This is a genomic window from Pseudomonas sp. B21-054 (assembly GCF_026016345.1).
In the GTDB taxonomy this organism is placed as follows: domain Bacteria; phylum Pseudomonadota; class Gammaproteobacteria; order Pseudomonadales; family Pseudomonadaceae; genus Aquipseudomonas.
In genome coordinates, this window is record NZ_CP087204.1 from 69,121 (window position 1) to 89,852 (window position 20,732).

20 protein-coding genes are annotated in these 20,732 nt (G+C 62.0%); 12 read left to right on the forward strand and 8 right to left on the reverse strand.

The window, feature by feature from the left end:
* Nucleotides 1–50: 50 nt before the first annotated feature.
* Nucleotides 51–1,358, reverse strand: coding sequence for a CitMHS family transporter (locus LOY70_RS00315; protein ID WP_265032386.1), 1,308 nt, complete (start codon nucleotides 1,356–1,358; stop codon nucleotides 51–53).
* A gap of 430 nt (nucleotides 1,359–1,788) precedes the next feature.
* Nucleotides 1,789–2,127: a DOPA 4,5-dioxygenase family protein gene (locus LOY70_RS00320; protein WP_265032387.1), complete on the reverse strand. Its 339-nt coding sequence runs from the start codon at nucleotides 2,125–2,127 to the stop codon at nucleotides 1,789–1,791.
* Between the two features lie 85 nt (nucleotides 2,128–2,212).
* Here LOY70_RS00320 and LOY70_RS00325 point away from each other — a divergent pair, with 85 nt between their 5' ends.
* Nucleotides 2,213–2,872: an NAD(P)-dependent oxidoreductase gene (locus tag LOY70_RS00325; protein ID WP_265032389.1), complete on the forward strand. Its 660-nt coding sequence runs from the start codon at nucleotides 2,213–2,215 to the stop codon at nucleotides 2,870–2,872.
* Nucleotides 2,873–2,965: 93 nt separating this feature from the next.
* Here LOY70_RS00325 and LOY70_RS00330 read toward each other — a convergent pair whose 3' ends face one another.
* Entirely contained in the window at nucleotides 2,966–3,916 is a 951-nt protein-coding gene (locus tag LOY70_RS00330; protein WP_265032391.1) for a choline sulfate utilization transcriptional regulator, read from the reverse strand.
* Nucleotides 3,917–4,030: 114 nt separating this feature from the next.
* On the opposite strand from LOY70_RS00330, the gene betC reads away from it, so the two are divergent.
* The 3 genes from betC to LOY70_RS00345 all read left to right on the forward strand — a co-directional run bounded on the left by betC (nucleotide 4,031) and on the right by LOY70_RS00345 (nucleotide 8,335).
* Nucleotides 4,031–5,542 (forward strand): choline-sulfatase, encoded by a 1,512-nt coding sequence (betC, locus tag LOY70_RS00335; RefSeq protein ID WP_265032393.1) that lies wholly within the window; start codon nucleotides 4,031–4,033, stop codon nucleotides 5,540–5,542.
* Nucleotides 5,543–5,560: 18 nt separating this feature from the next.
* Nucleotides 5,561–6,481 (forward strand): choline ABC transporter substrate-binding protein, encoded by a 921-nt coding sequence (gene choX / locus LOY70_RS00340; protein ID WP_092167778.1) that lies wholly within the window; start codon nucleotides 5,561–5,563, stop codon nucleotides 6,479–6,481.
* Nucleotides 6,482–6,766: 285 nt separating this feature from the next.
* Nucleotides 6,767–8,335: a SulP family inorganic anion transporter gene (locus tag LOY70_RS00345; protein WP_265032396.1), complete on the forward strand. Its 1,569-nt coding sequence runs from the start codon at nucleotides 6,767–6,769 to the stop codon at nucleotides 8,333–8,335.
* A 142-nt stretch (nucleotides 8,336–8,477) separates the two neighbouring features.
* Here the strand turns inward: LOY70_RS00345 and aroE are convergent, their stop codons facing one another.
* Both aroE and hemF read right to left on the reverse strand, forming a co-directional pair.
* Nucleotides 8,478–9,299 carry a shikimate dehydrogenase gene (gene aroE / locus LOY70_RS00350; protein WP_265032398.1) on the reverse strand — a complete coding sequence of 274 codons (822 nt, stop codon included), beginning with the start codon at nucleotides 9,297–9,299 and terminating at the stop codon, nucleotides 8,478–8,480.
* Nucleotides 9,300–9,312: 13 nt separating this feature from the next.
* Complete coding sequence (gene hemF / locus LOY70_RS00355) at nucleotides 9,313–10,227, reverse strand: oxygen-dependent coproporphyrinogen oxidase (protein WP_265032399.1); 915 nt, start codon at nucleotides 10,225–10,227, stop codon at nucleotides 9,313–9,315.
* A gap of 163 nt (nucleotides 10,228–10,390) precedes the next feature.
* Between hemF and LOY70_RS00360 the strand changes: the two genes are divergently transcribed.
* Entirely contained in the window at nucleotides 10,391–11,368 is a 978-nt protein-coding gene (locus tag LOY70_RS00360; RefSeq protein ID WP_265032401.1) for an NADPH:quinone reductase, read from the forward strand.
* A 155-nt stretch (nucleotides 11,369–11,523) separates the two neighbouring features.
* Here LOY70_RS00360 and LOY70_RS00365 read toward each other — a convergent pair whose 3' ends face one another.
* The 3 genes from LOY70_RS00365 to LOY70_RS00375 all read right to left on the reverse strand — a co-directional run bounded on the left by LOY70_RS00365 (nucleotide 11,524) and on the right by LOY70_RS00375 (nucleotide 14,348).
* Complete coding sequence (locus LOY70_RS00365; RefSeq protein ID WP_014335849.1) at nucleotides 11,524–12,081, reverse strand: L-threonylcarbamoyladenylate synthase; 558 nt, start codon at nucleotides 12,079–12,081, stop codon at nucleotides 11,524–11,526.
* Between the two features lie 60 nt (nucleotides 12,082–12,141).
* Entirely contained in the window at nucleotides 12,142–13,242 is a 1,101-nt protein-coding gene (gene dprA, locus LOY70_RS00370) for a DNA-processing protein DprA (RefSeq protein WP_265032405.1), read from the reverse strand.
* A gap of 80 nt (nucleotides 13,243–13,322) precedes the next feature.
* Nucleotides 13,323–14,348: a LysM peptidoglycan-binding domain-containing protein gene (locus LOY70_RS00375; protein WP_265032407.1), complete on the reverse strand. Its 1,026-nt coding sequence runs from the start codon at nucleotides 14,346–14,348 to the stop codon at nucleotides 13,323–13,325.
* A 167-nt stretch (nucleotides 14,349–14,515) separates the two neighbouring features.
* On the opposite strand from LOY70_RS00375, the gene def reads away from it, so the two are divergent.
* From def to LOY70_RS00410, 7 genes are all read left to right on the forward strand, one after another.
* Nucleotides 14,516–15,022 (forward strand): peptide deformylase, encoded by a 507-nt coding sequence (gene def / locus LOY70_RS00380; RefSeq protein WP_003196300.1) that lies wholly within the window; start codon nucleotides 14,516–14,518, stop codon nucleotides 15,020–15,022.
* Nucleotides 15,023–15,093: 71 nt separating this feature from the next.
* A complete protein-coding gene (gene fmt / locus LOY70_RS00385) occupies nucleotides 15,094–16,053 on the forward strand; it encodes a methionyl-tRNA formyltransferase (RefSeq protein ID WP_265032411.1) in 960 nt (319 codons plus the stop codon).
* Nucleotides 16,050–17,360 carry a 16S rRNA (cytosine(967)-C(5))-methyltransferase RsmB gene (gene rsmB, locus LOY70_RS00390; protein ID WP_265032413.1) on the forward strand — a complete coding sequence of 437 codons (1,311 nt, stop codon included), beginning with the start codon at nucleotides 16,050–16,052 and terminating at the stop codon, nucleotides 17,358–17,360. The genes fmt and rsmB overlap by 4 nt, the downstream gene beginning before the upstream one ends.
* 24 nt (nucleotides 17,361–17,384) lie before the next feature.
* Nucleotides 17,385–18,758, forward strand: coding sequence for a Trk system potassium transporter TrkA (trkA, locus tag LOY70_RS00395; protein WP_123344616.1), 1,374 nt, complete (start codon nucleotides 17,385–17,387; stop codon nucleotides 18,756–18,758).
* A gap of 190 nt (nucleotides 18,759–18,948) precedes the next feature.
* Complete coding sequence (locus LOY70_RS00400) at nucleotides 18,949–19,239, forward strand: tetratricopeptide repeat protein (protein WP_265038241.1); 291 nt, start codon at nucleotides 18,949–18,951, stop codon at nucleotides 19,237–19,239.
* Nucleotides 19,240–19,368: 129 nt separating this feature from the next.
* Nucleotides 19,369–19,671, forward strand: coding sequence for an ArsR/SmtB family transcription factor (locus tag LOY70_RS00405; RefSeq protein WP_003177098.1), 303 nt, complete (start codon nucleotides 19,369–19,371; stop codon nucleotides 19,669–19,671).
* A 64-nt stretch (nucleotides 19,672–19,735) separates the two neighbouring features.
* The gene (locus LOY70_RS00410) at nucleotides 19,736–20,710 is read left to right on the forward strand and encodes a zinc-dependent alcohol dehydrogenase family protein (protein WP_265032416.1); all 975 of its coding nucleotides are present in this window, start codon (nucleotides 19,736–19,738) and stop codon (nucleotides 20,708–20,710) included.
* The last annotated feature ends 22 nt before the right edge of the window (nucleotides 20,711–20,732 follow it).

A 20,732-nucleotide genomic window follows, 5' to 3' on the forward strand; every position in this document is an offset into this window, starting at 1 on the left:
TGAGCGAGTGTTAAGCCGCGTCACCTGGGGCGACGCAGCGGGCATTGCTTTTATAGAGTGCTGAACAGCGGAAAAATCCCCATCAGCAACGCGGCGAACATTATGCACAGGCAAACCAAAACTGCCCACTTCAGGGTGAAGCGCTGGTGATCGCCGAACTCGATCCCGGCCAGCGCCACCAGCAGGTAAGTGGACGGAACCAGCGGGCTCAACAGGTGGACGGGCTGGCCGACGATCGAGGCACGTGCCATTTCAACGGCGGTGATGCCGTAATGGCTGGCCGCTTCGGCGAGAACCGGTAACACCCCGTAATAAAATGCATCGTTAGACATGAAGAAAGTGAACGGCATGCTCGCCAGGGCGGTGATCACCGCCAGGTACGGGCCGAGGAAATCCGGAATCACCGCCAGCAGGCTCTTGGACATGGCGTCGACCATGCCAGTACCGGACAGGATGCCGGTGAAGATACCCGCCGCGAAAATCAGCCCGACCACCGCCAACACACTGCCGGCGTGTGCCGCGACGCGGTCCTTCTGCTGTTGCAGGCACGGGTAGTTGACGATCATCGCGATACTGAAGGCCACCATGAACAACACCGGCAGCGGCAACAGGCCGGCGATCAGGGTGCACATCAGGGCCAGGGTCAACGCGCCGTTGAACCAGATCAGCTTCGGACGACGGGCGTCCGGGAACTGGGAAACGCTGATTTCGCTGTGGTCGATGTCATCACCCGCCAGGTGCAATTCACCCAGGCGAGCGCGCTCGCGTTTACCGTACATGTAGGAAATCGCCAGGATCGCCACCACACCGGCCAACATCGCAGGAATCATTGGCACGAAGATGTCGGATGGATCGACATGCAGCGCACTGGCCGCCCGGGCAGTCGGGCCGCCCCAGGGGGTCATGTTCATCACGCCACCGGCGAGAATGATCAGGCCAGCCATGATGCGTGGGCTCATGCCGATGCGGCTGTAGAGCGGCAGCATCGCAGCCACGCAGATCATGTAAGTGGTCGCGCCGTCACCATCGAGGGAGACGACGAGCGCCAGAACGGCGGTACCGACCGAAACTTTCAAGGGGTCGCCCTTGACCAGCTTGAGGATCTTGCGCACGGCCGGGTCGAACAGGCCGGAGTCGATCATCAGGGCAAAATAAAGAATCGCGAACATCAGCATCACCCCGGTCGGGGCGAGCTTGGTGATGCCTTCGAGCATCATCGGGCCGATCTTCGGCGCAAAGCCACCGAACAGGGCGAACAGGATCGGGATGATGATCAGGGCGATCAGCGCGGACAGGCGCTTGGTCATGATCAGGAACATGAACGTGATGACCATGGCGAAGCCAAGGAAAGTCAGCATAGGAAATACTCCAGGCGTGGCGCGGCGGGCAAAGGCGAACCGGACAGGTCAGCGCAGGATGCAGGGCTCGGGACGGACGGATGGAGTGGGTGCGACGGAGTGGGAAGCAGGGGACATCAGAATCACCATTGTTGTTGTTAAAAGGGCCAAGCGAGCCATGAAAAAACTCGCTTCTGGCCACCGGTCTTTTGCCGGTAGTGGGGGCGATCCTAATCGCGCTAGCTTTCAGCAAGCTTTCGCAGGGGAAATGGGCGACGAGTCGCAGATGATGACCTGGCAAGCAAGCACTCCTGTGGCGAGGGGATTTATCCCCGCTGGGGCGCGAAGCGGCCCTGAAACCCGTCATCCTGCAATATCTGGAGAGTGCATTCTGTCCCTATGGGCCTGCTGCGCAGGCCAGCGGGGATAAATCCCCTCGCCACAGAAGCAATCAGGGTTTTGCTGTAAATACAGAAAGATCCAACGGTCGCATCGCGCCCATCCAGATCGCATGCTCGGTGTGGTCCGTCAGGTCATCGCCGGTGTCCGGGTGCAGGAAAATCACCAGGCCTTTGCGATTGAGCGCCAACCACGGCAGGACCACGCCGATGTACTGCGGATCGAACGCCAACTGACAGCTCCAATCCGGATGCGGGCCGACCGGGCGTTGGTGGACGCGGCCCATCTTCAACGGGAACAGTTGCGCCGCTTCTTCGCACAGCGTCCGCGCCTGATCGAGCGTACTGGCGTCGAAATACACGTGGGCGTGGTAGCCCTTGATCCGCTGCATCTGTCGCTCCTTGAGAAAGAGGCCGAACCCTCGCCGTTTTCCGCGGGTCAGAGGCCTTACACGCGGATAAAAAGGGAAACCAGCCATGAAAAATGCCGAAACCCCGGCCGTCAAAGTGGTGCTCTATGGTGCCATGAGCAGCCTTGGCAGTGCGTTGATGGCTGAAATGCTGCGGCGCCAGCATGAAGTCATTGCCATTCTCGATGATCTCACGGCCCTGGCGCCACGCCCGGGCCTGCGGACCAAGACCGGAGATCTCTATGACCCGGAACGGGTCAAGCAAAGCGTGGCCGGCGCCAGCGCCGTGGTGTGCCTGCTGAACGCGCCGGGATTGCCGATGAACAGCGAGCAGGTAGAACGCACGCTCATTCCAGGCCCCGTGGAGCAGGTGTTGGCCGTGGATGCATTGATCGCCGGCATGGAGGCGGTGAGCGTCCCCCGGTTGTTTTTGGTGGGTGATTTTGCGGTGCTCGATGAAGAACCGTCGGACGATGATCTGCAACGCCATGCCGCCGAGGAAGTCCTCGATGCCTTGAAAAACAGCCGCTTGCAATGGACCCTGGTCAATGCCCCCTATGCTGCTCCGGGCCTGGGCATCGAGCATTTCAGCCAGGTCAGCACCAGCCTGGAACCGGGCATGGCTGAATCCCTGGAACGACTTAACCGGGTGGCGGTGGGCATCGCCGACGAACTGCGCCTGAACCTGCACATCGGCGAGCACGTCAGCTTCGTAGCGGCCAACTAGCTGTCGGCATCCCCCCCTTTGGCGAGGGAGCTTGCTCCCGCTGGGCTGCGAAGCAGCTTCCTCAAGAAAACAGCTAGCACCCTCGCCACTCACTCAAACCGCAATCGAAGGCAACGGCAACCCCGTAAGCGATTCAGCACTGTTGGCCTGTTCTTCCGTCAGCCAATCCACAAACTGTCGGATCAACACCCCGCGTCGCTTACGCTGGGGCAAGACCACGTAATACCCCAGCCGCGACAACACCGTTTCAGCGATGGGCCGGCACAAGAGGCCTTGCGCCAGCAAGTTATCCACAAGGTGACGCCAGCCGATCGCCACGCCCTGGCCGCCAATCGCGGCCTGGATCAGCAAGGTGTAGTTGTCGAACCGCAGCTGTCCGGGCGCCGGCGGCGAGGTGATGCCCAGCTCACGGAATACGCCACTCCAGTCGAACCAGTTGCTGCTGTTTTCTCCGCGCAGGTGCAGCAGGGGCAGTTCCGACAAGGCTTGGGCGGGCAAGGGCAGGGGACGTTCCTTAAGCAACAGCGGGCTGCACACCGGAAAAACTTCTTCGCTGAAAAGCCAATGACTTTCGCCTTGTTTGAAGCGTCCGTCGCCGAACAGTACGGCAACGTCGATATCCGTGCGCAGCATGTTGTGGTTGCGCTCGCTGGTTACCAGGCTAACGTCCACTTGTGGGTTGGCGGCGTGAAACCGATGCAGTCGCGGCATCAGCCAATAGGCGGCGAAGGCGAAGTCCGTGGCCACCTGCAGCACCTCATGCTGATGCTGGGCGGTGATCGCGTGCAATCCGGCGTCGATGCTCTGCAAACCGGCCTGCACCTGTTCGAACAGGATCGTCCCGGCCTCGGTCATTTCGATGCCGCGGTAGATGCGATCGAACAACCGTGTACCGAGTTGTTCTTCCAGGCGTTTGATCTGCTGGCTGATAGCCGGTTGCGTGGTGCCCAGCTCAACCGCCGCCGCCGTAAAGCTGCGATGGCGGGCTGCGGCTTCAAAGGCGCGGAACAGGTCCAGGGACAGGTCACCCAAGGCTTCATACATAAGCTGTGCTTATCCTAGTCATTACCTTGCATGGGCTTTACCCCAAAAGATGGGCGCTACATGCTCAATCGCAGCAATGTCGCATAACTATCCACTATGGAATGCCGCGAATACATGAAGCGCAAGAACATTCTTTTCATCATGGCCGATCAAATGGCCGCGCCAATGTTGCCGATCTACGGTCCTTCGCCGATCAAGCTGCCTAATCTGTCGCGCCTGGCCGAGCAGGGCGTGGTCTTCGACGCTGCTTATTGCAACAGCCCGCTCTGCGCGCCGTCACGCTTTACCCTGGTGAGCGGTCAACTGCCCAGCAAGATCGGCGCCTACGACAACGCCGCGGATTTTCCGGCAGACGTTCCCACGTATGCCCATTACCTGCGTCGCCTCGGCTACCGTACGGCGCTGTCCGGCAAGATGCACTTTTGCGGACCTGATCAGTTGCACGGTTACGAAGAACGCCTGACCAGTGACATTTACCCGGCCGATTACGGCTGGGCGGTGAACTGGGACGAGCCCGACGTGCGGCCGAGCTGGTACCACAACATGTCTTCAGTGTTGCAGGCCGGGCCCTGCGTGCGCACCAACCAACTGGATTTTGACGAAGAGGTGGTGTTCAAGGCCCAGCAGTATCTGTTCGACCATATCCGTGAGGACGGCGGCCAGCCTTTCTGCCTGACGGTCTCCATGACTCACCCACATGACCCGTACACCATTCCCAAGGCCTTTTGGGATATGTATGACGATAACGACATCCCGCTGCCGCAAACCCCGGCGCAAACGGAACTCGACCCCCACTCCCAGCGCTTGCTGAAAGTGTATGACCTGTGGGGCAAACCGCTGCCTGTGGATAAGATTCGCGATGCCCGCCGTGCGTACTTCGGCGCGTGCAGCTACATCGACAGCAACGTCGGCAAACTGCTGCAGACCCTGGAAGACACCGGCTTGCTGGATGACACCATCATCGTGTTCTCCGGCGATCATGGGGACATGCTTGGCGAAAAAGGCCTGTGGTACAAAATGCACTGGTTCGAAATGGCTGCCCGTGTGCCACTGCTGATCAGCGCGCCAGGCCAGTTCGCCAGCGGCCGGGTCGGCGCGGCGGTGTCCACCGCCGACTTGCTGCCGACCTTGGTGGAACTGGCCGGCGGTACGCTGGAACCCGGTTTGCCACTGGATGGCCGTTCGCTGGTGCCGCATCTGCAAGGACAGGGCGGGCATGACGAAGTCTTTGGTGAGTACATGGCCGAAGGCACTATCAGCCCGTTGATGATGATCCGCCGTGGCCCCTGGAAATTCATCTACAGCGAAGATGACCCGTGCCTGCTGTTCGATGTGCGCAACGATCCCAAGGAGCAGGAAAACCTCAGCCAATCGGCTGAGCACCAGTCGCTGTTCGCCGCTTTTCTCGCCGAGGCGCGGGCCAAATGGAACATTCCAGCCATTCATCAACAGGTGCTCGCCAGTCAGCGCCGCCGCCGTTTCGTCGCCCAGGCCCTGGCCTTGGGCAAACTCAAGAGCTGGGATCACCAGCCGCTGGTGGACGCCAGCCAGCAGTACATGCGTAACCACATCGACCTCGACGATCTGGAGCGCAAGGCCCGTTATCCACAACCCTGCCAAAACTAATAACGTAAGGGGAAGCACATGCAAAAGTTATCCACAGTACTGACCGCTGGGCTGTTGGCGTTGAGCAGTGTTTCGGCGTGGGCCGAGCAGAGCTGCGAGACCGTGAAAATGGCCGACCCGGGCTGGAGTGACATCGCCGCGACCAACGCCATCACCGGTTTCCTGTTGGATGGCATGGGCTACAAGGCCAAGGTCGACACGCTCGCAGTGCCGATTACCTTCGGCGGCCTCAAGGACGGCCAGGTGGATGTATTCCTGGGTAACTGGATGCCGGCGCAGCAGGGGTTCTATGACAAATTCGTGGCCACTGGCGATGTCACGCAACTGGCCAAGAACCTCGACGGCACCGAATTCACCCTGGCGGTTCCGGATTATGTCTGGGACGCGGGTGTGCATAACTTTGCCGACCTGAACAAATTTGCCGACAAATTCGACAAGAAGATCTACGGCATCGGTTCCGGTGCCCCGGCGAACCTGTCCCTGAAAGAAATCATCAAGACCAATGACTTCGGCATGGGCGAGTGGAAGCTGGTGGAGTCCAGCGAACAAGCCATGTTGGCGGAAGTCTCCCGGGCCGTGAAGAAACAGAAGTTCGTGACCTTCCTCGGCTGGACGCCGCACCCCATGAACGTGCAACTGAAAATGCACTACCTCAAGGGCGGCGAGAAATACTTCGGCGACACCGGCAGTGTTTATACACTGACGCGCAAGGGTTATGCACAGGCCTGTCCGAACGTTGGCAAGCTGTTGACCAACCTGAGCTTCACCCAGGAAATGGAGAACAGCATCATGGCCGAGGTGGTGAACAACAAAGTCAGCAACGCCGATGCGGCCAAGGCCTGGATCAAGGCCAACCCGGCGGTGCTGGATAAGTGGCTGGACGGCGTGAAGACCCTGGATGGCAAGGATGCGTTGGCGGCGGTGAAGGCCAAGCTCTGACCATCATGCTGCTCCGCGTGCTCCCCTGAGTGACGCGGAGCGTGGGCGAGGGAATTTATCTGTGGCGAGGGGATTTATCCCCGTTGGGCCGCGTAGCGGCCCCAAATTGCGTCGACTCGGTGTGTCAGGTCAATTGTGTTCAGTCGTTTTAGGGGGCGCTTCGCACCCCAACGGGGATAAATCCCCTCGCCACAGATAAAGGCCTGGCCACAGATAAATCCCCTGGCACAGGGAGAGCGGTGCCTTGTCCTGATACTCTTGCGCCAAACCCATCCTTGAGGCCCCATGGCAATCCCCACCCGCCATTCACTCTTTCCCTTCCTGAGCTGGCTGCCCCGGCAGACCCGCGCCAGTGTCGGCCGCGATCTGATTGTCGGCCTGAGCGGCGCGATTCTCGCGTTGCCGCAATCCATTGCCTACGCACTGATTGCCGGGTTGCCGCCTGAATATGGCTTGTACGCGGCGATTGTCCCGGTCTTGATCGCTTGTCTGTGGGGTTCGTCCTGGCACTTGATCTGCGGTCCTACGGCGGCGATCTCCATCGTCCTGTATGCCAGCGTCAGTCCTCTGGCCGTGCCCGCGACCCAGGACTACATCACCTTGATCCTGCTGCTGACGGTGTTGGCCGGTATTTTCCAGTGGCTGCTGGGGCTGTTGCGTTTCGGTGCGCTGGTGAATTTCGTTTCACACTCGGTGGTGCTGGGGTTCACCCTGGGAGCGGCGGTGGTGATTGCATTGGGGCAGTTGCCGAACCTGCTGGGTCTCGACCTGCCGAATGAAGCCACGGCGTTGAAGGGCTTGCTGATGTTGCTCAGCCACATCGCGGCTGTGGATAAACCGTCCTTGCTGCTGGGCTTAGGTACGCTGGTCCTGGGCGTGGTGCTCAAGCGGTTGCTGCCGCGCTGGCCGAGCCTGTTGATAACCTTGATCATCAGCAGCCTGGTGGTCTGGCTGTGGCCGGCGATGTTCGGGCATGTGGCGCTGGTCAGCGCCTTCGCCGGGCGCCTGCCGCCGTTCACGCCGCTGCCGCTGGACCTGGAATTGATCCTGCGGCTGCTGCCCGGCGCCGTCGCGGTGGGCATGCTCGGGCTGGTCACCAGCCTGTCCATCGCCCGTTCGTTGTCGGTCCGTTCCGGGCAATTGCTCGATGCAAACCAGGAGGTGAGGGCGCAGGGGCTTTCCAACATCGTCGGAGGATTTTTCTCTGGATCGTTGTCGGCCGGTTCCTTCACCCGTTCCGGCCTCAGCTATGACGCCGGAGCTTGTTCACCCCTGGCCGGTGTGTTCTCGGCCTTGTGGGTGGCGCTGTTCGCAGTGGTTGGCGCGAAATTGATCGCGCACATCCCGATTCCGGCCATGGCCGGCAGCATTTTGCTGATCGCTTGGGGACTGGTGGACCATCGCGGCATCCGCGCGTTGTACCGCGTGAGCCGCGCCGAGTTCGTGGTGATGGGCCTGACCTGCCTGGCCACGTTGCTGCTGGAGCTGCAAACCGCCATCTATGCCGGTGTGCTGGCCTCGCTGTTCTTTTACCTCAAGCGCACCTCACAGCCGCGCGTGCACCATTCCTCTGAGGGGGAAGCCGATATCCTACGGGTGGGTGGCTCGATCTTTTTTGGTGCCAGCCATTACCTGCAAGTGCGGCTACAACGGTTGCAAGCGCCGCGGGTGGTGATCGATGCCCAGCAGATCAACTTCATTGATTATTCCGGGGTAGAAATGCTCCACCAGGAAGCCCGGCGCCTGCGCGGCCAGGGGCGTAGCCTGACGTTGCGCAAGGCCAGGCCACATGTGGTGGAGGAGTTGAAGAAGTTGGAAGGGGCGGAGCACTGCCCTATCTTTTTCGAGGACTAGGGATTAAGGGCAGACATACCCTGTGGCGAGGGGATTTAGCGAAACGTCACACCGCCCCGCTGGGGCGCGAAGCGGCCCCGCTTTTTTGGGACTGCTTCGCAGTCCAACGGGGATAAATCCCCTCGCCACAACAGCCTAAAGCCTACAGCGCCAACTGGCGGCGCAACTCCGCCAGCACCGGCGCGGTGTCCGGGCGCACTCCGCGCCACAGGTAGAACGCTTCGCCTGCCTGTTCGGCGAGCATGCCCAGGCCATCCATCGCCACCGCCGCTCCGTGCTCACTGGCCCAACGGCAGAACGAGGTCGGTTCCTTGCCATACATCATGTCGTAGCAGACCGTCTTGCCGGGCTCGATCAAGCTGGCGGCAATCGGCGGTAGATCCCCCGACAGGCTGGCGGATGTGGCATTGATGATCAGGTCTACCGGCTCTTGCAGCCAGTCGAAACCGCTGGCCGAGACCGGGCCCAGGTCCGCGAACAGCTCGGCCAGCAACTCGGCCTTTTCCACCGTGCGATTGGCGATGATTAGCGAGGCCGGCCCTTCGGCCAGCAGCGGTTCCAAGGCGCCACGCACCGCGCCGCCGGCCCCCAGCAACAGGATGCGCTTACCCTTGAGGCTAACGCCCGCGTTGACGGTCAGGTCTCGCACCAGCCCGGCGCCGTCAGTGTTATCACCCAACAGGCGGCCGTCGGCCAACTTGCTCAACGTGTTGACCGCGCCGGCCCGTTGGGCCCGCTCGGTCAGGCTGTCGGCCAAGCGGAAGGCGTCTTCCTTGAACGGCACCGTGACGTTTGCCCCACGGCCCTCGCGGAAAAATGCCCGGGCACAACCGACAAAATCATCCAGCGGCGCCAGCAGCGTGCTGTAGTCCAGCGTTTGCCCGGTTTGCTCGGCAAACAGGCGGTGGATCAGTGGCGACTTGCTGTGGCCGATGGGGTTGCCTATTACAACGTAGCGATCCATGGATAATCCCCGTTCAGGCCGTTGCCAGCCAATCGCGATCCTGCAGGAAGTACTCGGTCAGCCGCGCCTCTTCGCTGCCCGGTTCGGCCTTCCAGTCGTAACTCCAGCGCACTTGCGGCGGCAAGGACATCAGGATCGACTCGGTACGCCCGCCCGATTGCAGCCCGAACAGGGTGCCGCGGTCGTAGACCAGGTTGAATTCCACGTAGCGGCCACGGCGGAACTCCTGGAATTCCCGCTGCTTGGCCGTGAACGGGTCCTGCTTGCGGCGGCGCACGATGGGCAGGTACGCCTCGATGTAGGCGTCGCCGATGGCACGCATGAACGCGAAGCTGGTGTCGAAATCCCATTCGTTCAGGTCATCGAAAAACAGGCCGCCGATGCCCCGGGGCTCGTTGCGATGCTTGATATGGAAATAGCTGTCGCACCAGGCCTTGTAGCGCGAATACACGTCAGGGCCAAACGGCGCGCAGGCTTGCTCGGCGACGCGGTGCCAATGGACGCAGTCCTCTTCTACGCCGTAGTAGGGCGTCAGGTCGAAGCCACCGCCGAACCACCAGACCGGTTCTTCACCTTCCTTTTCGGCAATGAAGAACCGCACGTTGGCGTGGGAGGTCGGTACGTGGGGGTTGTGCGGATGGATCACCAGCGACACGCCCAAGGCTTCGAAACCGCGTCCGGCCAGTTCCGGCCGATGGGCGCTGGCTGACGGTGGGAGACCGCTGCCGAAGACGTGGGAAAAGTTGACGCCGCCTTTTTCGATCACCGTACCGTTTTCAATCACTCGTGTGCGCCCGCCACCGCCAGCAGGCCGCGCCCAGGCATCTTCGACGAAGCGCGTGCCGCCGTCTTCGGTTTCCAGGGCCGCGCAAATGCGGTCTTGCAGGTCGAGCAGGTAGGCTTTCACGGCCTCGGTGCGAGTGGACATGACATCACCTTGATCAGGGCTACGCTACGCAGCGGGCAACGGGCCGGTGGCAAATGGGCGCACAGGATAACACCGCACTTGCCGACGCTGCAGTTGACGAAGATCAAGCTTAGGAGTCCGATAGCAGGCTTGGTAAACGATACACGACAAGGAGAGAGTGAAGATGGCCAAACGTATCCAGTTCAGTTCCCACGGCGGCCCTGAAGTGCTCGAGTATGTGGGCTACCAGCCCGCCGAGCCGGGCCCGCAGCAAGTGCGCGTCAGCAACAAGGCGATCGGCCTGAACTTCATCGACACCTACTACCGCAGCGGTCTGTATCCGCCACCGACGCTGCCATCGGGCCTGGGCGCCGAAGGGGCGGGCGTGGTCGAGGCGGTCGGCTCAGACGTCACGCGATTCAAGGTCGGTGACCGGGTGGCTTACGGCAGCGGTCCGCTGGGGGCCTACAGCGATGTGCATGTGTTGCCCGAAGCCAACCTGGTGCATTTGCCCGAGTCCATCAGTTTCGAGCAGGCGGCCGGTGTGATGCTCAAGGGTCTGACCGTGCAGTACCTGTTGCGTCAGACCTATGAACTCAAGGGGGGTGAAACCATCCTGTTCCATGCTGCCGCCGGTGGCGTGGGCTCCTTGGCCTGCCAATGGGCCAAGGCCTTGGGCGTGAAGCTGATCGGTACCGTCAGTTCGCCGGAAAAAGCCGCCATCGCCAAATCCCACGGCGCTTGGGAAACCATCGACTACAGCAAGGAAAACGTCGCACAGCGAGTGCTGGAATTGACCGACGGCAAAAAGGTGCCGGTGGTGTACGACGGGGTTGGCAAGGACACCTGGCTGACCTCCCTGGACAGCGTCGCCCCCCGTGGCCTGGTGGTGAGCTTCGGCAATGCCTCCGGTGCGGTAGACGGTGTGAACCTGGGGATTCTCTCGGCCAAGGGCTCGCTCTACGTCACCCGCCCGACCCTGGCGACCTACGCCAACAACGCCGAAAACCTGCAACGCATGGCCGATGAGCTGTTTGGGATGATCAGCAGCGGCAAGATCAAGGTGGACATCAACCAGCGTTATCCACTGGCGGAAGCGGCCAAGGCCCAGACCGAGCTGTCGGCGCGGCGGACGACCGGGTCGACCATTCTCCTGCCCTGAGACTTGGTGGTTCAGATTGCTTGAAAACCTGTGGGAGCGAGCTTGCTCGCGATAGCGGTGTGTCAGTCAATATCAATGCTGGCTGACCTGATGCCATCGCGAGCAAGCTCGCTCCCACAGTGGTTTTGTGCAAGATGCAGAGTTTGTATCCGGGCTCAGTCCGGGCGCACGACCTTGCCAGTAGCCAGGTCACGAATCACGCTGGGGTTCTTGCGCCCGCCCAGGTTGCCGCCGAGCACCAGGTCGATCTGCCCACGGAAATATTGCTCGACCCGAATCCGCGTGCGCGCCGCCGGGCGGCCCTGGGGGTTGGCCGAGGTGGAGACCAGCGGGCCCACCAGCGAGCACAGGTCGCGTACGGTGGGATGGTCGCTGACCCGCAGGGCAACGGTGTCGTGCACCCCGGTGATCCATTCCGGCAATAGGTTCTGGTGCGGCACCAGCCAGGTATTGGGCCCCGGCCAGGTACTGGCCATACGGTCCATCCAGGTTTCGGGAAAGTCTTCGAACAGGAAATCGAACTGGTGGATGTTGTCCGCCACCAGGATCAAGCCCTTGTCGGGCAAGCGCGACTTGATCGCCAGCAGGCGTTCCACCGCTTCCTCGTTCCACGGATCACAACCCAGGCCCCAGACCGCTTCGGTTGGGTAGGCAATCACCGCCCCGGCGCGAATTTCCCGCGCGGCTTGTTGCACACGCCAACTGTTGACCATGAAAGATTCTCCGCAACACAAATAAGGCTGTGGGCAGTTTACCGATCTTCCCCATAAAACCTAGCGTGTCCGCGCAAACCAGCGCCCGTTGTCGCACGTGGCCCGTCCTTCCATTTCCAACTCGGTCAGCGCCGCCAACACTTTGGGCAAGCCCCAGCCACTGGCATCGGCCAATGCTTCGCTGGTGAGCGGTGCGGCATGCAGCAAGCGCAACAGCGGATGCGTGACAGGCACCGGCTCCTCGGTCAGCGGCAACCGCTGCCAACCGCGCAGTGCTTCCAGGATGTGCTCGACGGTTTCCACCAGCACCGCGCCATCGCGGATCAATTGATGGCAGCCGCGGGCGCCCGGATGGTGGATCGATCCCGGAATGGCGTACACCTCGCGGCCCTGTTCCGCCGCCAGGCGTGCGGTGATCAGCGAACCGCTGGCGACACTGGCTTCAACCACCAGCACACCCAGGGATAAACCGCTGATGATCCGGTTGCGGCGCGGAAAGTGGCTGGCGTGGGGTGGCGCGTCCAGCGGGAACTCCGACAACACCGCGCTGCCCTGGGCAATCATGGCGTCCGCCAGCCGCCGATTGCGCTGTGGATAAAAATTTTCCAGCCCGGTGCCCAACACGCCAACGGTCTGCCCGCCGACGTCCAGGGCCGCTTGATGAGCCGCCGCATCAATGCCCAGGGCCAAGCCGCTGGTGATGACAAAACCGGCGCCGGCCAGGCTGCGGGAAAATGCCGTCGCCGTGTCCATGCCCGGACGCGATGCCCGGCGGCTGCCGACCATCGCCAGCTGCGGTTTTTCCAGGAATCCCGCATCACCGGCGACAAACAGCAGCGGCGGCGCATCGCTGATCTGCGCCAGCAACGCCGGGTAATCAGGCTGGTCCCACATCAGTAAATGCTGGCCCGAACGCTCTAGCCAGGCCAATGCGTGGTAGGCACCGTCGCGCACATCCGGGTGGCGCCGAGCTTCGGCACAGGCCACGGGCAAGCCCAGCGCTCGCCAGGCGCTGGCCGGCGCGCTGACGGCTTTGGAGGCTGAGCCAAACGCCTCCATCAAGGTCATGAAACGTTTGGGTCCCAGCTCCGGCAAGCGGTGCAGGCGTAGACGGGCTTCCAGTTCCGCAGGGGAAACCGAAGCGAATTCAGGCAGTGACATGTGATCATCCTTGATCGTGATAAGCCCCGTTCAAGCGGGAACAAGCTGTGGATAACTCTGTTGGTAACTTGTGAGACCCGTTACGGATTGCGCACCTTGTCGAGCACCGACAGCGAGCGCGAGGCATACAGCACCAAGCCGTAGCTGAGTTTGTCGTAGGTGCGGAAAACCATCAGCAGGCCGGCCCGTTCATCCGGGATCTTCACTGGCTCGCCGGTGATGCGATCACGCACGGTTTCCCCGGTCTTCATCACCGCCAGCACGTTGCCTTCGGCCAACCCGTCGCGACGGCCCTTGTTCAGGGTGACCACATCCATCGCGCCGATCTGGGTCACGCCGCGAGGCACGTCCAGGATCAACCCGTTGATGTCGGTTTTCGGCGCGCTGGGCATGAAGGTGGAGTTGATCGAGCGTTCTTCGCCGCTGAACAGGCGGTCACCCAGGCGCACTTCCTGGGTAGTGCGTTGCAGGGCCAGGGTGGTGACATCGCCTTCGCTGGCCACCACCTCACCGCCGCCGATGTCGTCGGCGTTGATGCCCAGGAACTCCTTGGTCTCGGGATCGGTGTAGACCTTGCCCTGGCGGAAGATGCCATAGGCCGACTGGTTCGAGTCGAAGGTGCCACGGGCAAAGACCCGATCCCCCATGCCACTGAGCACCCGCTCGGCATTGCCGGCGACGACGTAGGGCGCCTTGTTGAAGTCCTCAGGCGTGTCGACGATACGGTTGCTCAGCAGAAAGCTGTTGATGGCTTGCAGCGGGATGCTCGGGATGGCATCGGCCACCGGCGAGCTGCGGATGCGCGGCGACAGCTTGATGGTGCCCCGCGAGGCGCCGCGATTGAGGGTCAGGCGCGGCTGGCCGTTGACGTAGACCAGCGACAGGGTGTCGCCGGGATAGATCAGGTTGGGGTTTTCGATCTGCGGGTTGGCCTGCCAGAGTTCCGGCCATTTCCAGGGTTCGCGCAGGTACTTGCCGGAGATGTCCCACAGCGTGTCCCCCGTCACCACTGTGTATTGCTGGGGAAAACCTTCCCGAAGTTGCACTTGCCCGTGCGCGATACCGGCCGAGGCCAGGAGCAGCAGGGCGAGTAGTGATTTCCTCATGCGGTGAATCCCTTTATTATGTGCGTTCGCGTAAAACGCCAGAGCCCCCGTGGCTCGCTTCCTGAGAAGCTGTGTCTCTGAAGCAACGTTTTACAACGGTAGCCTGCATCCCAAGACACGCCAGGCCAGCCACCCGACTTTACCTCACACGTGCATTTATCAAGCTTATGGCCATTTTGAACATTCTCGAATTTCCGGACCCGCGCCTGCGCACTATCGCCAAACCCGTGGCCGTAGTGGACGACGAAGTGCGTCAGTTGGTCGATGACATGTTTGAAACAATGTATGAGGCGCCAGGCATCGGCCTCGCCGCGACCCAGGTCAACGTGCACAAGCGTATTGTCGTGATGGACCTCTCCGAAGACCGCAGCGAGCCGCGAGTGTTCATCAACCCCGAGTTCGAAACCCTGACCGACGAGATGGACCAGTATCAGGAAGGCTGCCTGTCGGTGCCAGGTTTCTATGAAAACGTCGACCGCCCGCAGAAGGTCAAGATCAAGGCCCTGGATCGCGACGGCCAGCCTTATGAACTGATCGCCGAAGGGTTGCTGGCGGTGTGCATCCAGCACGAGTGCGACCACCTCAACGGCAAGCTGTTCGTCGATTACCTGTCTACCCTCAAGCGTGACCGGATCAAGAAAAAACTGGAAAAACTTCATCGCCAGAATGCTTGATGCCTCCTTTCAAAGGCTTGCCACGGCAAGCCTTTTTCTTTTTGCGACCGCTTTGTAATTGAGAGCTTCCCATGACTGAGCCACTGCGCATCGTCTTTGCCGGCACTCCCGAATTTGCCGCCGAACACCTCAAGGCCCTGCTGGCCAGCCCCCACGAAATCGTCGCGGTCTACACCCAGCCGGATCGGCCGGCCGGCCGTGGGCAAAAACTCATGCCCAGCCCGGTCAAGCAGCTGGCCATGGAAAACGGCATCCCGGTGTTGCAGCCGCCGACCCTGCGGGACGCGCAGGCCCAGGCCGAACTGGCCGCGCTGCAGCCGGACTTGATGGTGGTGGTCGCCTACGGCCTGATCCTGCCCCAAGTAGTGCTGGATATCCCGCGCCTAGGCTGCATCAACAGCCACGCCTCGCTGCTGCCGCGCTGGCGCGGTGCGGCGCCGATCCAGCGTGCCGTGGAAGCCGGCGATGCCGAGAGCGGCGTGACGGTGATGCGCATGGAAGCCGGCCTGGACACCGGGCCGATGCTGCTCAAGGTCAGCACCCCCATCAGCGCCGAAGACACCGGTGGCAGCCTGCACGACCGCCTCGCGCTCATCGGCCCGCCCGCCGTGGTCGAGGCCATTGCCGGCCTGGCTGCCGGTACGCTGGAAGGCGACGTGCAGGATGACAACCTCGCCACTTACGCGCACAAATTGAACAAGGACGAAGCCCGCATCGATTGGAGCCGCCCGGCGGTCGAGTTGGAGCGCCTGGTGCGCGCCTTCAACCCGTGGCCGATCTGCCACAGCACCTTGAACGGTGAAGCCCTGAAAGTGCTGGCGGCCAGTCATGCTGAAGGGAAGGGCGCGCCGGGTGAAATCCTCGGCGCCAGCAAGGACGGTCTCGTCGTCGCCTGCGGTGAGCAAGCGCTGTGCCTGACCCGTCTGCAATTGCCCGGTGGCAAGGCGCTGAACTTCAGCGATTTGTTTAACAGCCGCCGCGAGAAATTTGCCGTCGGCACCCTTCTGGGCCAAGCGGCGGACGCCTCATGAATCCGCGTCTGGCCGCCGCCAAGGCCCTCGCCGCTGTCCTCAGTGGCAAAGCTTCGCTGAACAGTTCCCTGCCGACCCAACTGGACAAGGTGGAAGACCGTGATCGCGGCTTCACCCAAGACCTGGCGTTCGGCACCGCCCGCTGGCAGCCGCGGCTGTCGGCCCTGGCGGCCAAGCTGTTGCAAAAGCCGTTCAAAGCCGCCGATGCCGACGTCGAAGCGCTGCTGCTGGTGGGGCTTTATCAACTGCTCTACACCCGCGTCCCGGCCCACGCCGCCATCGGCGAAACCGTGGGCTGTGCCGACAAGCTGAAAAAGCCCTGGGCCAAGGCCCTGATCAATGCCGTGTTGCGCCGCGCCCAACGAGAAAGCGAAGCCCTGCTGGCCGAGCTGGAACACGACCCGGTGGTGCGCACCGCCCACCCGCGCTGGTTGCAGAAATCCCTGAAGGCCTTCTGGCCCGAGCAATGGGAAGCCATCTGCGCGGCCAACAACGCCCACCCGCCGATGATCCTGCGGGTCAACCGTCGCCACCATACCCGCGATGCCTACCTGGCCTTACTGGGCGAGGCGGGCATCCCGGCCATTCCGTGCCAGTACAGCCGCGACGGCATCGTGCTGGAAACTCCGGGCGATGTGCGTGCGCTGCCGGGCTTCGCCGAAGGCTGGATCAGCGTCCAGGACGAAGCCGCGCAACTGGCCGCCGACCTGCTGGAGCTGGCGCCCGGGCAACGGGTGCTGGACGCCTGCTGCGCGCCGGGCGGCAAAACCTGCCACATCCTTGAGGTCGAGCCGAAGCTGGCCGGCGTGGTGGCGGTGGACCTGGAGGCCAAGCGCCTGGTGCGGGTGAAGGAGAACCTCGAACGTCTGGGTCTGGAGGCCGAGCTGATCGCCGCCGACGGCCGCGACACCGCAACCTGGTGGGACGGCAAGCCATTCCAGCGCATCCTGCTGGACGCGCCGTGTTCGGCCACCGGGGTAATCCGTCGTCACCCGGACATCAAGCTCACCCGCCAGCCAGACGACATCGTCGCACTGGCCACATTGCAGGGCGAATTGCTCGATGCCCTGTGGCAGGCCCTGGAAGTGGGCGGCATGTTGCTCTACGCCACCTGCTCGACCTTGCCGACCGAGAACACCGAAGTGATCGAGGCCTTCCTCGCCCGCACCCCGGGCGCCCGGGAACTGGACATCGCCAGCCAGGCCGGCCTCAAGCAGCCCCATGGTCGCCAGTTGCTGGCCCAGGAGGGCGGACACGACGGCTTCTACTACGCCAAACTGATCAAGATCGCCGCCGCACGCGGTTAAGACCGATTCGATAGGAGTGACTGGATGAAAATCATCATCCTCGGCGCAGGGCAGGTCGGCGGTTCGCTGGCGGAACATCTGGCCAGTGAGGCCAATGACATCACCGTGGTCGACACCGACGGCGAACGCCTGCGCGACCTTGGCGATCGCCTCGACATCCGCACGGTACAAGGCCGGGGCTCCTTGCCTACGGTGCTGCGCCAGGCCGGTGCCGACGACGCGGACATGCTGGTGGCCGTGACCAACAGCGACGAAACCAACATGGTCGCCTGCCAGGTCGCCCACACCTTGTTCCACACTCCGACCAAAATCGCCCGGGTGCGCGAAGCCGCCTACCTGACCCGCGCCGACCTGTTCGACAACGAAGCGATTCCGGTGGACGTGCTGATCAGCCCCGAGCAGGTGGTGACCAACTACATCAAGCGCCTGATCGAGCACCCGGGGGCGTTGCAGGTGATCGACTTCGCCGAAGGCAAGGCCCAGCTGGTGGCGGTCAAGGCCTACTACGGCGGGCCGCTGGTGGGCCAGCAGCTGCGCCAGTTGCGCGAGCACATGCCGAATGTGGAGACACGGGTCGCGGCGATTTTCCGACGGGACCGGCCGATCCTGCCCCAGGGCGATACGGTGATCGAAGCCGACGACGAAGTGTTTTTCATCGCCGCCAAGGCGAATATTCGCGCGGTGATGAGCGAAATGCGCCGCCTCGACGAGAACTACAAGCGCATCGTCATTGCCGGTGGCGGGCAGATCGGCGAGCGCCTGGCCGAAGCCATCGAAAGCCGCTACCAGGTCAAGATCATCGAGATGAACCCGGCGCGTTGCCGTTACCTCTCGGACACCCTCGACAGCACCGTGGTGTTGCAAGGCAGCGCCTCCGACCGCGACCTGCTGATGGAAGAAAACATCGCCGATGCCGACATCTTCCTGGCCCTGACCAACGACGACGAAGCCAACATCATGTCGTCCCTATTGGCCAAGCGCCTGGGGGCGAAGAAGGTCATGACCATCATCAACAACCCGGCCTACGTCGACCTGATCCAGGGCGGCGACATCGACATCGCCATCAGCCCGCAACTGGCGACCATCGGCACCCTGCTGGCCCACGTACGCCGCGGCGACATCGTCAGCGTGCACTCCCTGCGCCGCGGCGCGGCCGAAGCCATCGAAGCGATTGCCCATGGCGATGCCAAGTCCAGCAAAGTCATCGGCAAGGCCATCCGCGACATCGGCCTGCCGCCCGGCACCACCATCGGCGCGATCATCCGTCACGAAGAAGTGCTGATCGCCCATGACGACACCACCATCCAGACCGGCGACCATGTCATCCTGTTCCTGGTGGACAAAAAGCACATTCGCGACGTCGAGAAGCTGTTCCATGTGGGGTTGAGCTTTTTCTGACCAGAAACAATCCTGTGGCGAGGGGATTTATCCCCGCTGGGCTGCGCAGCAGCCCCCAAAACCACGCAACTCGGTATGCCAAGCAGATTGAGTTAACTGCTTTAGGGCCGCTGCGCAGCCCAACGGGGATAAATCCCCTCGCCACAGGAACAGAACAGGAGACTCAAAAGTGCTCGACTCCCTGGAAAAAATGCTCGCCAAAGGCGTGGACAACGCCCTGCTACGCTTCGGCCTGGGCAAGGGCTACCTGGACCTCGGCGAATTCCCCCGCGCCGCCGAACACTTCCAACGCTGCGTCGAACTCGACCCCAAATACTCAGCCGCCTGGAAACTGCTGGGCAAGGCCCACCAAGGCCAAGGCGACCTACCGGCCGCCCGCCAAGCCTGGGAGAAAGGCCTGGAAGCTGCCCGCGCCCACGGCGACAAACAAGCCGAGAAAGAGATGACCGTGTTCCTCAAGAAACTGGATCGCCACGCCTGATCCTGCCCCAAGCCTCCCGTGGCGAGGGGATTCATCCCCGCTAGGCTACGAAGCAGCCTCAAAACCTCAGCTCACGAGCTATCCCAATTCACGTATTGACATATCGAAAAATCTCGATATCCTCGCCACATGGACCTACTTGAAATATTCAAAGCTCTCTCAAACCCGACACGTCTCCAAATCCTGAAAGGTTTGAAGGATCCGGCAAAGAACTTCCCCCCGCAGGATGAGGGTGACGTTCACACGGTCGGCGTCTGCGTCAGCAGTATCCAGGAAGGGATCGGCCTGTCGCAGTCAACGGTGTCCGGTTATCTGGCCACGTTGCAACGGGTGGGTCTGGTCGAAGTCAGGCGCATCGGCCAATGGACCTATTACAAACGCAATGAAGCAACCATCAGTGCTCTCGCCGAGATCATTGGCAAAGACCTGTAGCGTTTTTTTACCACATAATATCGAGATATCTCGATATCCCTTTTTATCGATACGAGGAGTTACTATGAAAGCGATGATTCTTAAATCATTCGGCGGTCCTGAATCGTTCGAACTCCGCGACGTGCCCAAGCCCGTTCCGCAAGCGGGGCAAGTCCTGGTCCGCGTACACGCCACTTCCATCAACCCGCTGGATTACCAGGTTCGACGCGGCGACTATCCCGACCTGGTGCCACTGCCGGCCATCACCGGCCACGACGTCTCCGGCGTGGTCGAAGCCGTTGGGCCCGGTGTGACCACCTTCGCGCCTGGAGACGAAGTCTGGTACACCCCGCAAATATTTGAAGGGTCAGGCAGCTATGCCGAGTACCACGTCGCGTCTGAAAGCATCGTCGGGAAGAAACCGCCCGAGCTGAGCCATCTTGAGGCCGCAAGCCTGACCCTGGTGGGCGGGACGGTGTGGGAAGCGCTGGTGGTGCGTGCGGCGCTCAGGGTCGGGGAGAGCATTCTTGTCCACGGCGGCGCTGGAGGCGTCGGGCATGTCGCGATTCAAGTGGCGAAAGCCATGGGCGCCCGGGTGTTCACCACTGTGCGCGAAGCAAACGCGGAGTTCGCCCGCAACTTGGGTGCCGACGTGATCATCGACTATGAGAAAGAAGATTATGTCGACGCTGTCCTTCGGGAAACCGCTGGCCACGGCGTGGATGTCGTATTCGACACCATCGGCGGCAACACACTGTCCCGCAGCCCCGACGTCCTCGCCCAACTGGGCCGCGTCGTCTCTATCGTGGACATCGCCCAGCCACAAAACCTCGTCCAGGCCTGGGGCAAGAATGCGAGCTATCACTTCGTGTTCACCCGGCAAAACCGCGGCAAGCTCGATGAGCTGAGCGCATTGATCGCCCGCGGTCAGCTGCGCCCCCATGTCGGCGCCGTCTATTCGCTGGCCGACATTCCCCTGGCCCATGCCCGGTTGGAAAGCGCCAACAACGGTCTTCGAGGAAAAATCGCGATTGCCGTCGAGCCATCGCTCATCCCGTAAATGCGGGCTTTTAGCCAATTCA

What these genes read in the sequence shown, in the direction of transcription:
- LOY70_RS00375 (WP_265032407.1), bottom strand. Translation starts at nt 14,348, where the DNA reads ATGAGGAAATCACTACTCGCCCTGCTGCTCCTGGCCTCGGCCGGTATC.
- LOY70_RS00325 (WP_265032389.1), top strand. Translation starts at nt 2,213, where the DNA reads ATGAAAAATGCCGAAACCCCGGCCGTCAAAGTGGTGCTCTATGGTGCC.
- aroE (WP_265032398.1), bottom strand. Translation starts at nt 9,299, where the DNA reads ATGGATCGCTACGTTGTAATAGGCAACCCCATCGGCCACAGCAAGTCG.
- hemF (WP_265032399.1), bottom strand. Translation starts at nt 10,227, where the DNA reads ATGTCCACTCGCACCGAGGCCGTGAAAGCCTACCTGCTCGACCTGCAA.
- trkA (WP_123344616.1), top strand. Translation starts at nt 17,385, where the DNA reads ATGAAAATCATCATCCTCGGCGCAGGGCAGGTCGGCGGTTCGCTGGCG.
- rsmB (WP_265032413.1), top strand. Translation starts at nt 16,050, where the DNA reads ATGAATCCGCGTCTGGCCGCCGCCAAGGCCCTCGCCGCTGTCCTCAGT.
- choX (WP_092167778.1), top strand. Translation starts at nt 5,561, where the DNA reads ATGCAAAAGTTATCCACAGTACTGACCGCTGGGCTGTTGGCGTTGAGC.
- LOY70_RS00330 (WP_265032391.1), bottom strand. Translation starts at nt 3,916, where the DNA reads ATGTATGAAGCCTTGGGTGACCTGTCCCTGGACCTGTTCCGCGCCTTT.
- LOY70_RS00345 (WP_265032396.1), top strand. Translation starts at nt 6,767, where the DNA reads ATGGCAATCCCCACCCGCCATTCACTCTTTCCCTTCCTGAGCTGGCTG.
- LOY70_RS00315 (WP_265032386.1), bottom strand. Translation starts at nt 1,358, where the DNA reads ATGCTGACTTTCCTTGGCTTCGCCATGGTCATCACGTTCATGTTCCTG.
- LOY70_RS00400 (WP_265038241.1), top strand. Translation starts at nt 18,949, where the DNA reads ATGCTCGCCAAAGGCGTGGACAACGCCCTGCTACGCTTCGGCCTGGGC.
- dprA (WP_265032405.1), bottom strand. Translation starts at nt 13,242, where the DNA reads ATGTCACTGCCTGAATTCGCTTCGGTTTCCCCTGCGGAACTGGAAGCC.
- fmt (WP_265032411.1), top strand. Translation starts at nt 15,094, where the DNA reads ATGACTGAGCCACTGCGCATCGTCTTTGCCGGCACTCCCGAATTTGCC.
- LOY70_RS00405 (WP_003177098.1), top strand. Translation starts at nt 19,369, where the DNA reads ATGGACCTACTTGAAATATTCAAAGCTCTCTCAAACCCGACACGTCTC.
- def (WP_003196300.1), top strand. Translation starts at nt 14,516, where the DNA reads ATGGCCATTTTGAACATTCTCGAATTTCCGGACCCGCGCCTGCGCACT.
- LOY70_RS00320 (WP_265032387.1), bottom strand. Translation starts at nt 2,127, where the DNA reads ATGCAGCGGATCAAGGGCTACCACGCCCACGTGTATTTCGACGCCAGT.
- LOY70_RS00410 (WP_265032416.1), top strand. Translation starts at nt 19,736, where the DNA reads ATGAAAGCGATGATTCTTAAATCATTCGGCGGTCCTGAATCGTTCGAA.
- betC (WP_265032393.1), top strand. Translation starts at nt 4,031, where the DNA reads ATGAAGCGCAAGAACATTCTTTTCATCATGGCCGATCAAATGGCCGCG.
- LOY70_RS00365 (WP_014335849.1), bottom strand. Translation starts at nt 12,081, where the DNA reads ATGGTCAACAGTTGGCGTGTGCAACAAGCCGCGCGGGAAATTCGCGCC.
- LOY70_RS00360 (WP_265032401.1), top strand. Translation starts at nt 10,391, where the DNA reads ATGGCCAAACGTATCCAGTTCAGTTCCCACGGCGGCCCTGAAGTGCTC.